The organism is Cobetia marina (genome assembly GCF_001720485.1).
GTDB lineage: Bacteria > Pseudomonadota > Gammaproteobacteria > Pseudomonadales > Halomonadaceae > Cobetia > Cobetia marina.
Window position 1 is genome coordinate 2,080,257 of record NZ_CP017114.1, and the last position, 11,570, is coordinate 2,091,826.

The 11,570-nt window shown below is 61.4% G+C and carries 8 protein-coding genes and 1 pseudogene; all 9 read left to right on the plus strand.

Annotated elements, in window-relative coordinates; translation table 11 throughout:
• The first annotated feature begins 102 nt into the window (after nt 1–102).
• The 9 genes and pseudogenes from BFX80_RS08840 to BFX80_RS08875 all read left to right on the plus strand — a co-directional run bounded on the left by BFX80_RS08840 (nt 103) and on the right by BFX80_RS08875 (nt 11,223).
• The gene (locus BFX80_RS08840) at nt 103–1,662 is read left to right on the plus strand and encodes a hypothetical protein (RefSeq protein WP_084208622.1); all 1,560 of its coding nucleotides are present in this window, start codon (nt 103–105) and stop codon (nt 1,660–1,662) included.
• Nucleotides 1,663–2,445: 783 nt separating this feature from the next.
• A pseudogene (locus BFX80_RS18295) lies at nt 2,446–2,628 on the plus strand (flagellar transcriptional regulator FlhD); the annotation flags it as partial.
• A 144-nt stretch (nt 2,629–2,772) separates the two neighbouring features.
• Entirely contained in the window at nt 2,773–3,306 is a 534-nt protein-coding gene (gene flhC / locus BFX80_RS17970; RefSeq protein ID WP_167593004.1) for a flagellar transcriptional regulator FlhC, read from the plus strand.
• A gap of 264 nt (nt 3,307–3,570) precedes the next feature.
• Nucleotides 3,571–4,440, plus strand: a complete 870-nt coding sequence (gene motA / locus BFX80_RS08850) for a flagellar motor stator protein MotA (RefSeq protein ID WP_077376180.1) — start codon at nt 3,571–3,573, stop codon at nt 4,438–4,440.
• Between the two features lie 53 nt (nt 4,441–4,493).
• Nucleotides 4,494–5,435 carry a flagellar motor protein MotB gene (motB, locus tag BFX80_RS08855; protein WP_084208624.1) on the plus strand — a complete coding sequence of 314 codons (942 nt, stop codon included), beginning with the start codon at nt 4,494–4,496 and terminating at the stop codon, nt 5,433–5,435.
• Nucleotides 5,436–5,522: 87 nt separating this feature from the next.
• Complete coding sequence (gene cheA / locus BFX80_RS08860; RefSeq protein WP_084208625.1) at nt 5,523–7,649, plus strand: chemotaxis protein CheA; 2,127 nt, start codon at nt 5,523–5,525, stop codon at nt 7,647–7,649.
• Between the two features lie 54 nt (nt 7,650–7,703).
• On the plus strand, nt 7,704–8,237 hold the full coding sequence (locus BFX80_RS08865) for a chemotaxis protein CheW (protein ID WP_084208626.1): 534 nt from the start codon (nt 7,704–7,706) through the stop codon (nt 8,235–8,237).
• Between the two features lie 233 nt (nt 8,238–8,470).
• Nucleotides 8,471–10,279, plus strand: coding sequence for a methyl-accepting chemotaxis protein (locus tag BFX80_RS08870; protein ID WP_084208627.1), 1,809 nt, complete (start codon nt 8,471–8,473; stop codon nt 10,277–10,279).
• A 77-nt stretch (nt 10,280–10,356) separates the two neighbouring features.
• Nucleotides 10,357–11,223 carry a CheR family methyltransferase gene (locus tag BFX80_RS08875; protein WP_077376196.1) on the plus strand — a complete coding sequence of 289 codons (867 nt, stop codon included), beginning with the start codon at nt 10,357–10,359 and terminating at the stop codon, nt 11,221–11,223.
• Nucleotides 11,224–11,570: the final 347 nt, after the last annotated feature.

An 11,570-nucleotide genomic window follows, 5' to 3' on the forward strand; every position in this document is an offset into this window, starting at 1 on the left:
TCGGGCCGGATGAGGCCATTGGCAATGCCGAGCGTCATCATGGCCAGCCTGTCCAGCTCTGAGCGCCGCGCATGACACCACTACACCAGGGGAGGCGCTGAGATGACAGGCATCACTCCCTTGATCGATGGGTTGCTCCACCAGGTGCTGGGCCGCACGGCCCAGCCACCCCCGGCGGCGGATTCGGGGACTGTCTTTCCGGTAACGCGCACACCGGGCCTTGCCAGTGGGGCTCAGCCCGACATCGACGCATCCCGTCATTCGTCGGGTCTTGAGTCGCCGGCGGCCGCCGTGCAGCTGACGGATCGTGCCCATCTGATCTCTGATCTACTCGAGGCGTTGAGTCGCCTGCCTGCCGATACGTCTTCCGCTGCCAGCGGTATCAAGATGCCGGCAGGGATCTCCCTGCAGGAGTGGCTCGCGAGTGGCCGGCCATTGCCGGGGCTTGCCTACGAGATCGCCTCGGCCACCCCGCACCTTCCTCTGGCTGCGGCATTGCGCCAGCAGATCAGTCAGAGCGGTCTCTTCTATGAGGCTGACCTGCTGGACTGGTATCAAGGACGGACCCCGCTTGCCGACCTCAGTGCTCATCCCCAGACCTCGACGGCCCGTCTGGATGCCTTGCTTGCCTGGCGTCAGGCGCTGCTGCTGACCCAGGCACGCTATCTGCCGGTCTCGGAGTCTCGGGTGTCGCCGCCGTGGGTGTCGACACGTCCGGATTCGGGGGTGGCGATACCCACGGCGCTGATGGCATACCCGGCACTTGCCTCGCGCAGGGAGCCTGCGACTCGCGAGTCACAGGCGGTGAGCGCCTACCGTGAGGGGATGCAGCACGCCAGCTCTGCGATCGCCACAGATGTCGATGAGTGGGAGGGCGCTGACCCAGGCGTGCTTCAGCAGCAATTGCGTCTGGTGCTGGGGCAACCTCTCAACTGGCAGGGGCTGCTGTTGCCTGGATTGCATGCCTTCTTCAGCCTCTACTTTCCGCCGACTCCGCGACCGCGAGGCATGGGGTCACGCAAGCAGGGGCCCCGAGAGGTCTTGCCTGTTGCCAGTGTGACGGCGTTGGCGGGGCAGGCGGACAGTGAAGAGGAGGCCGTGGCCCAGTGGCGGGTCGTCATGACCTTCACGGCCGAGCAGGGAGCCGTGCTGGAGGCCACGCTTCTGTGGTATCAACTCGCATCGCCAGTGGCGCTTGTCGTGATATTGGAGTCACGGCATGCCGTTGCGCGGGATGCACTGCTCGAGAGCCTGCCTCAGGCATTGCACGCCCTTGCCCCTCGCGTTCACGTACGCCGCCCTGGTGAGGCAATGGGACCGCCGCGATACGCTGATGGCCCGGCAATGTTCGAGACCGCCAGTGGCAGCGAAGACGGGGCTGCCGACGTCGATATCCGCTCTCAGCCCCAAGAGCCCGCAGAGCGAGCATTCCCCTGCGGTCTGGCAAAATCCCTGGGCACGCGTCTTCAGCAGCACGCCACTGAAGTGGGGCTTCCCGTCCATGCCTCGCCAGAGCTGGTGGCGCTGCTTGCGCAGGGATTGCCTGCGCGTCGCACCATCCCCCAGGCGCTGTTTCAGTGCATCATCGAGATTGCCCACCTCTGGTCACACCAGGGGACGAGTGGTAAAGGGCCCAGGGCGGATGGGCGAGAAGCCCCCTGAGATCGTACGCAGGTCCTGGCGTGCATGGCATGCCGGTGGCTGCGCAGGACACCGGGATTCCTGAAATAACCGTGGGCAAGAACGCCTTTATAATTAGAATATTATAATTGTTTAAGTTTGATGCAGGGTAGGGCGTTATCGATGGTAACCCATTGTTGATCTGGATCAATAAATGCACTGGGAATCGTCCCGACAGACTCGTCATCGTCCCAATGCCTGTTCAGCCGCCTGATCCGAGATATGCGGATTGTCGGGCAGCCGCATCCTGCCCTGATCAAGCGTCATGTCAGGCCAGGAAGAGGGTGTGGGGTGATTGGCGCTATCCGACAATCCCGGTAATGCGATGGCAGGTCTATATGGCGCGTCATTTCATCAATCTGCAATACAAGGTTTGTTCAACCTTGCTCTCATGTTGTGACAGTGCAAGAGGGTAGTCTGCTCTTTTTGGGATTAAGTTTCTCATCCATATGTTGCAGAATATTTTTATGGCGTATTTTTCGCATTATTTTGCAGGAGTTGCCTGCTTTTCGTGGTTTTTGGAGCTGTTTCTTCCTATCGATCACAGCGTTTGAAAAGGGTTGTTCAGGATAACGCTGGTTTGATCGCGATACTGGTATTAGAATCGCCAGTACATGAGGTGTTACTCAGGTAATGATTTTCATGTCCCGCAGAAACGACATACCAGAAATGTAGGGTCACTACATCTAAATCATAAGGTCTGGCGATGGATCAGCCGTTTTCTTGTGTTGATCTCGATAAGATCAGGCTATTCAGGGAACCTTTATGTCTTCACTTCTCAACGATATCCAGAGTGTCAATCTCTCCTATCTTCTTCTCGTGCAGCGTTTGCTGGCCGAAGATGTCGATATGGCAAGGGTACGTCTTGGCCTCAGTCAGGAAATGGCAGATATATTGTCCGGGATGAGTGTCAGTCAGCTGGTATCGCTGTCTTCCTGCAATCAGTTGTTGTGTGAGTTGGCCCTGGATGATGCGGCTCAGCTCAAGGGAGTGCTTCAGGGGGCGCGACCAGGATTTCGGTGCCATGCACACGGCCATGTTGTTGAATGCACGTCAGGCGGGCTCGGTCACCCGCCTGGGCGGTGCTGGACAATGAGTCAGAAGAGTCTGGTGGATGAATTGCAGCAGCTGCAGCTGGCGGTCGAATTGATCGAGCTGGGGGCTCGTCTGCAGGTGCTCGAGACAGAGACGGAAATCAGTCGTGCGCGTCTGGTGAAGCTGTACAAGGAGGTGCGCGGCGTCTCCCCGCCCAAGGGCATGCTGCCGTTTTCCACGGATTGGTTCATGACCTGGCAGCCCAACCTGCACGCGTCCCTCTTCCATGGCTTCTATCGTCGCCTGCGCTCCCAGGGTGTGCCGCGCATGGATGCCTTCGTCAAGGCGTATCGCTTCTACCTCGAGCACGTGGGGGAGGAGGAGCCGGTACTGGCGCTGACCCGCGCCTGGACACTGGTGCGCTTCTTCGAGAGTGAACTGCTGGACCTGGCGACCTGCCAGACCTGTACCGGCCACTTCGTGATTCATGCCCATACCCCCTCGCATGATTACGTGTGCGGTATCTGCCAGCCGCCTTCCCGTGCCGGGAAGACAGCGGCGCGTCGCAAGGCTCGGGAGCAGGACATGTAGCGCGAGGCACTCGCGGTCAAGCTCGGCTGATGCGCCTCTTGGTCCCTTTGGTGTCACGATAGAAAGGCTCGCCTCCCGGTGAGCCTTTTTTGTTGCCCTGAGTGCGGCAGCGGCGCGTCTCTGGCTGTGGGCGCTCTCACGTCTTGTGCCTGCAACGGCTGGCAAGGCAATGCGTGAACGTTTTCCCACATGACCCTCAAGACCTCCCACGTGCGGCCGATAACCGTTGAGACGTGAGGTCGATCGCATGCCAAGGGGGTGGTTGTGTTGCTTTTCATAGGTTATCTGGTGGTGATCGGGTCGACCCTAGGTGGGTATCTGATGGTGGGGGGGCATCTGGCGGTGCTGATGCAGCCCGCTGAGCTGTTGATCATCTTCGGCTCGGCGGTAGGTGCCTTCCTGGCGGGCAACAATGGCAAGGCCATCAAGGCGACCGGCAAGGCGTTCTCCAGACTCAAGCGAACGCGCGGTTACAACAAGTCGTTGTACATGGAAGTCATCAGCCTGCTGTATCTGCTGCTTTCCAAGTCGCGCCAGCAGGGCATGCTGGCCATCGAGCAGGATATCGACAATCCCCAGGAGAGTGCGCTGTTCGCGGAGTATCCGCGCGTGCTGTCGGACCCGATTCTGATGAACTTCATCACGGATTATCTGCGCTTGATGGTCAGCGGCAACATGGACCCCTTCGAGTTGGAATCCCTGATGGAGCATGAGATCGAGACCTTCAAGCACGAGACCGAGATCCCGGTCCATTCGTTGTCTGCGGTGGCGGACGGACTGCCTGCCTTCGGGATCGTGGCTGCCGTCATGGGGGTCGTGCATGCGCTGGCCTCCGCGGATCAGGGCGCTGCTCAGCTTGGCGTCCTGATCGCCAATGCCATGGTCGGCACCTTCCTGGGGATTCTGCTGGCCTATGGGTTCGTGACGCCGGTGGCCAACAAGATCCAGCACGAAGTGCATGAGGCCGTGAAGATGATGCAGTGCATCCGCGTCATCCTGATGGCCTCGCTCAATGGCTATGCGCCGCAGATTTCCGTCGAGTTTGGCCGCAAGGCGCTGTTCACCGCCGAACGCCCCAGCTTCAATGAGCTGGAAGAACATGTTCGCGACATCAAGAACAAGGGAGCCGGCTGACATGAGCGCAAGCATCCCGACGACGGGGACGCCGAGACACGGGGAGACGGCGCATGAGTGAGACGCGCAGACCGATCGTCATCAAGCGACCCAAGATCGTGAAGGGCCATCACGGCGGCGGCTGGAAGATTGCCTACGCCGACTTCATGACGGCGATGATGGCCTTCTTCCTGGTGATGTGGGTGATCTCGAATGCCTCTGATGAAGACCTCAGGGAAATCTCCGACTACTTCGGTGCGCCGCTGGAAATCTCGCTGCTGGGCGGTGATCGCAACTCCGCCTCCAGCAGTGCCATTCCCGGTGGGGGATTCATGGCCGAGGAAGTCCAGGGGGAGAAGGGCGCGGATGTCTCGCGCATGCAGCGTCAGGCACTGGCGGAAGAGGCGCGTTTCGCGGATATCCGTGACGAGATCGACAGCATCATGTCGCAGCAGATGCGTGAAGACCCATCGCTTGCTGAGCTGCGCGAGCAGCTGCAGATCGAGCTGACCGCGGAAGGCCTGCGTATCCAGATCACGGACAGTGATCAGCATCCGATGTTTGCCCTCGGCAGCAAGCAGCCCTCGGCACAGCTTTCCCAACTGCTGTCCCTGCTGGCGCCGATTCTGGCGCGCCTGCCCAATCACCTGAGCATCACCGGACACACCGACAATCGTCCCTTTGTCGGTGAGGGAGGCTATGGCAACTGGGAGCTGTCCACTGATCGTGCCAATGTCGCGCGCCGAGTGCTGGTCGCGCATGGGCTGGCGGTCGATCGCATCGTGCGTGTCGTCGGAATGGGGTCACGCATCAGTCTGGACAGCCAGGACCCGCAGGCCGCCGTGAACCGACGCATCAGCCTGATGGTGCTCAGTCACACCGCCTATCGCGAAATCACTGACAGCAACGGGGTCAATCCGCGCCCGGCAGAGAACATCGATAGCCTCAGGGCGCGCCTCGAACAGCTGGCAAGTCCCAGCGAGATTCGTGATGCACGGACTGGGGTTGAGAGCTAGCCCTCTAAGCTGGTCATCAAAGCTAGCCCCCGAGAGCTGACCCCGAAAGACAGAAGGCAGGTCAACGGATGCCAACCGAGAGCGCACATGGACATCAGTGAATTTTACGACACCTTCTTCGAGGAGGCGCGGGAGCTGCTGGCGGAGATGGAAAAGCAGCTGCTGGCGCTGGATGTCGAGACCCCGGATGCCGAGCAGCTCAATGCGATCTTTCGTGCTGCCCACTCCATCAAGGGCGGCGCTGCGACCTTCGGTTTCAGCGTATTGCAAGAGACGACCCATCATCTCGAGAACCTGCTTGACCATGCGCGCCGTGGAGAACTTGTGCTGCGGGCAGCGCATATCGATCGCTTCCTGGAGACCAAGGACATGCTGGAAGATCAACTGGAAGCGTATCGCAATGCGCAGACGCCAGATCCGGAGGCCTATGCGCACATCGTCAGTGTGCTCAAGCAACTGGCCGAGGAGGAGATGCTCCAGCACGTGCCCGCCAGGGACGACTCATCTGAGAGCCAGCAGGGAGAGCCCGGTGCTGACGGAGAGCCTGGGGGTGAGCAGAGCGCGCCTCTCGCCGTCGATCCCGGCCATGACGCGTTGCCGGGAGCCGAGGGAGAGCCGCGCATGCAGATCAGTCTCATGTTCGTGCCTGACCGTGACAGGGAGTTGCTGATCGAGGAGATGGGCAATCTCGGGGAGGTACTTGGCGTCCAGGGAGATGAGCAGGTCTGCACCGTCGTTCTCGCCACCACCGTGGCTGCCGACGACATCGAAGCCGTGCTGTGCTTCGTGATCGAGCCTGAGCAGATTCTCATCGAGCCGCTGTCTGACGTGGCGCCCTCGGCTGGATCATGCCGTCTTCCGGTACAGGCGGTACAGGCGGTAGAGGCGGTGCCGGCCGTGGAGGTGTCCGCCCCGGTCCGCCACCCCATGGAAGCCCTCGAGCCACCGACTGAGCCAGCGGATCGCCGTCAATCACGTGGACGGCGTGCCACGGATGTCCCGCAGGAGCACGGGTCGATTCGGGTGGGGGTCGACAAGGTGGATACCATCATCAATCTGGTGGGCGAGCTGATCATCACGCAGTCGATGCTCGAACAGACAGCCTGCGCCAGCTCGCCACTGGATCACGCGGCGCTGGTCAGTGGCATCAGCCAGCTGCAACGCAATGCGCGTGATCTGCAGGAGGCGGTCATGTCCGTGCGCATGATGCCGATGGATTATGTCTTCTCGCGTTTCCCGCGGCTGATCCGTGACCTTGCCGGACGACTCGGCAAGCAGGTCGAGCTGGTCAGTCATGGCCATGACACCGAGCTGGACAAGAGTCTGATCGAGCGGATCATCGACCCGCTGACCCATCTGGTGCGCAACAGTCTCGATCATGGCATTGAATTGCCTGACGTTCGCCAGGCTCAGGGCAAGTCCGCCCAAGGTACCCTGACGCTATCGGCGCGCCACCAGGGCGGCAACATCGTCATCGAGGTCATGGACGATGGCGCCGGGCTGGATCGCGCGCGCATTCTGGCCAAGGCACGCAGCCACGGGATGGCGGTGGATGACGGCTTGAGCGATGACGAGGTCTGGCAGCTGATCTTCGCGCCGGGCTTCTCCACCGCACAGCAGGTCAGTGATGTCTCCGGGCGGGGCGTGGGGATGGATGTGGTCAAGCGCAACATCCAGGCGATGGGTGGGCATGTCGAGCTTGCGTCGCGCAAGGGCAGCGGCACCACGACGCGGATCGTGCTCCCGCTGACGTTGGCGATTCTGGAAGGCATGGCCATTCGCGCCGGCGAGGAGATCTATATTCTGCCGCTGTCCGCGGTGGTGGAATCCCTGCAGCCGACGAGTGACATGCTGTTCAGCATGGTGGGAAGTGACCGGCTGCTCAAGGTGCGCGAAGAGTATCTCGGCCTGGTGGCCTTGTATGAGGTTTTCGACGTGCCGGGTGCCAGAACACGGCCTGAAGAGGGCATCGTGGTCGTGGTGCAAGGCAAGGGTCGCCAATATGCCTTGCTGGTCGATGAGCTGATCGGGCAGCAACAGGTCGTGGTCAAGAATCTGGAGAAGAACTATCGCAAGGTGCCTGGCGTGTCCTCGGCGACCATTCTGGGAGATGGGCGTGTGTCCCTGATCCTGGATGTCCATGACCTGCATCGGCTCGGACGCCAGGGCGGGCAGCTGGCGGCACGTCAGGACGGCGCGCTGGCGCTGGCCTGACTTCCATCACGTTTCATCGGCGGGTGACGCCATCTTCACTGACAGGATATCAGCATGACGAGCACACGGTTTTCGAGCACCCAGCACTCAGATGTCGGTCTGGCGCAGGATCACGCCAGTAGCGCCAGTGACGGCGGCCAGTATCTGGTGTTCAGCCTTGGCGAGGAGCATTACGCCGTCGATATCCTCAAGGTCCAGGAGATCCGCGGTTACGAGAATGTCACGCGTATCGCCAATGCGCCGGCCTTCATCAAGGGCGTGACCAATCTGCGTGGTGTCATCGTACCGATCGTCGATCTGCGTCTGAAATTCAATCTCGGGGCAGCCGAGTACACCGCACAGACTGTCGTGATCGTGATCAACCTCGGGGCGCGTGTGGTGGGCATCGTCGTGGATGGTGTCTCGGACGTGATCAGCCTCGCGGCAGACCAGCTGCTGCCGCCGCCTGAATTCGGAGCACGCCTGAAAAGTGACTTCCTTGCAGGGCTGGCGACGGTCAATGAACACATGCTGTTGATCATGGACATCGAACGCATGATGACCAGCGAGGAAATGGCCTTGATGGACCCTGAGGCCGCAGTGGTCTGATTCCTCCCCGGTGTTCACTCAAGCCGCCCACACGACAGACGCCGCCATCCGAAAGGGTGGCGGCGTCTGTCGTGTGACAGCTGACGCTTGTGGTCTTTCGGCGGCGGGCGGGCCTTGCGTGACGAGATTCAAGTTTCGGTGGCGTCGGCCGATAGTGACTGGCAGAGGCAGGCGGGAGTGTCCAGGGAAGTGGTGCAGCTATCGAAGGTTCGTCGCGAGGGCAATGAAGGGACATGCGAAACAATCAGCCGGTGACTGCCAGGGAATATCCCATTGGCGAGCATGATTATCTGATTTCCAGAACGGATCTTCAGGGGCGAATTACCTACGCCAACTCGGTGTTCATCGAGGTCAGTGGTTTCACGCGCGATGAGTTGATCGGCGCGCCGCACAATCTGGTGCGGCACCCGCAAATGCCCGAGGCGGCCTTCGAGAATCTCTGGTCCACCCTGAAGAGTGGCAAGAACTGGCAGGGGCTGGTCAAGAACCGACGCAAGGATGGCGACTTCTATTGGGTGGATGCCTGCGTCACGCCGTTGATGGAAAACGGCGAGGTGATGGGGTTTGCCTCGGTACGGGTCAAGGCCAGCCGTGAGCAGATCGAGCGTGCCGAGCGTGTCTATCGGGCCATGGAGGCGGGTGAGGGTGGCTATCGCCTGTTGCGCGGACAGATCATCAGCACCGGTGTGTCGGGCATCTTCCGGCGATTTGCACGGTGGCGACTGGCACGCCGTATCGCGTCACTGGTGTTGCTGCCGGTCGGGGCGAGCCTCGTGTTGGGCATTTCAGCGCTGGAACTGCTGGAATCGAGTCATGTGCATTCCCAGACATTGGCGGCAGAGCTCAAAGGTCAGCTGGCCGGTGCAGCCGGGGGGCTGGAGAGAATACAGGCGCTGGAAGCCCGGCAGCATGCCCAGCAGACCCGGCTGCAACTCGCGCAGTGGTTGGTGGCTGGTGGGCTTGGCATCACCGTGCTGCTGACCTGCCTGCTGGGGGTTCATACCTATCAGCGCCTGGTACGCCCTCTGAGACGCACGCTGGATTTCGCACGCCAGGTGGCGGCCGGCAACCTATCCCAATCGATGGTGCTGGAGGGCAGTGATGAGGTGGCACGGCTGGTCCAGTCACTGGACAGCATGCGCAAGTCGCTGGTGGGGATCGTCAGTGAGGTCAATGCCGGGATCAGTATCGTGCGACCGGCCGCGACGGATATCAGCCACGGCAATCAGGATTTCTCGTCCCGCGTCGAACAGCAGGCCGCTTCGCTTGAGGAAACGGCTGCCAGCATGGAGCAGATGACCGGCACGGTCCGCCAGAACGCCGACAATGCCAGCCAGGCATCGCGTCTGGCCGACCAGACCACCCGTGCCTCCCGCGAGGGGGACGAGGCGATGCAGGCCGTGGTCGAACGCATGCAAGGCATCACCGCCACTTCGCGGCAGATGGCTGACATCATCAAGGTCATCGATTCGATCGCCTTCCAGACCAACCTGCTGGCACTCAATGCCTCGGTGGAAGCGGCGAGAGCCGGAGAACATGGGCGCGGATTCGCCGTCGTGGCCGGTGAGGTGCGCAACCTTGCCTCACGCAGTGCCGAGGCGGCTCGTCAGATCAAGTCGCTGATCGACACGACTCAACGCGAGATTCATGCAGGCGGCACCCGTGTCGATGAGGCACGTGCCACCATGGTGGACATCGTGGCGGGCATTTCGCGCGTCAATGATCTGATCGCCGAAATCTCCGCGGCCTCGCGGGAACAATCCGGCGGGATCGAGCAGATCAACATGGCCATCAACGAGATGGAGCAGGCGACACAGCAGAACGCCCAGCGCGTTCAGAGCAGCGCCCATCTCGCGCAGGACCTGGAGGGCTCGGTGGCCGGGCTGTCGCATGCCGTCAACGTGTTTCGCTTCGGTGGCGAAGGGCCTGAGCGCGTGCCAGCGCGCTCGCCATCCGTGCCGACAGAGGCGGCCCGTGACAGCGTCCGGTCAGCTGACCCTGCGGGACATGATCAGGGCGGCGATCAGTGGAAAAGCTTCTAGGTTTCGCTCCCCACTCAGGCAAAGGTGTCTCCCGAATCCCTGCGCAGGAGGCTGGAGGGCTTGCGCGTGATCTGGAGATGACGGAAGACGATTTTGCCCGGATCGCGCGTCTGATCTATCAGCGAGCGGGCATCGTGCTGGCGCGTCACAAGCGCGAGATGGTCTACAGCCGGCTGTCTCGCCGTCTGCGGCTGCATGGGCTCACCCGTTTCAGCGATTATCTGGCGATGCTGGAAGGCGGTCGCGCGTCCGGAGCCAAGGATGAATGGCCAGCCTTCATCAACGCGCTGACGACCAATCTCACCGCCTTTTTCCGCGAGCCTCATCACTTCACCCTGCTGAGTCATTTCCTCGAGCAACGCCTGCAGGCGCGAGGGGGCAAGTTGCGCATCTGGTGTGCGGCGGCCTCCACGGGCGAAGAGCCCTATTCGATCGCGATGGTACTGCGTGAGGTGCTCGGCGCTGCGGCGGACCAGGTGGAGCTGATCGCCACGGATATCGACACCGATGCCCTCAACGAGGCCGAAGCCGGGGTCTATCCCCTCGAGCGCATCGCCAAGCTGGGGGATGAGCGCTGCAAGCGCTTCTTGCTGCGCGGCAGCGGTCGCCGAGAGGGGCTGGTCCGAGTCAAACCCGAGATTCGACGTCTGGTGCGTTATCGCCAGCTGAATCTGCTTGATGCTCAGTGGGGGCTGGGCAATGGATTTGACGCGATCTTCTGTCGCAACGTCATGATCTATTTCGACAAGGCGACGCAATCGCGCCTGCTGGATCGCTTTGCCTTGATGCTCAAGCCGGATGGACTGCTGTTCGCCGGCCATTCCGAGAACTTCTCCTGGCTCAATGACGCCTTCACGCTGCGCGGCCAGACCGTCTATACCCTGTCGGAACGCAAGCGTGCGGAGATCTTCACGCACGACGGAAAGCCCCTGTCCAGCGGCTGAGAGCATGTCTCGGCATGCGTAGGTGGGCATCGGTCCACGATCGGCGTTGCCCGAGGGGCGCATGAGCATTCATCAACGATTCGTCATCATTGCCAGGCGTGGTTGTGCGAGGCGATTCACCACCGCTGGCCTACTCGATAGACCGCCCGGGAGTCACAGGATGTACAAGCGAACCTCATCATCGACCTCGCATGGCGCAATGTCCGGTCGCCATGAACTCGACAGCGGCGATGCGGCGGCCGGCGCTCCGGTGGCCGGCACTCCGGCGGCCGGCGCCCTGGCGGACGGTTCCTTGAGCAGCGTGGTGCCGATTCGTGTGCTGTGTGTCGACGATTCCGCACTGATCC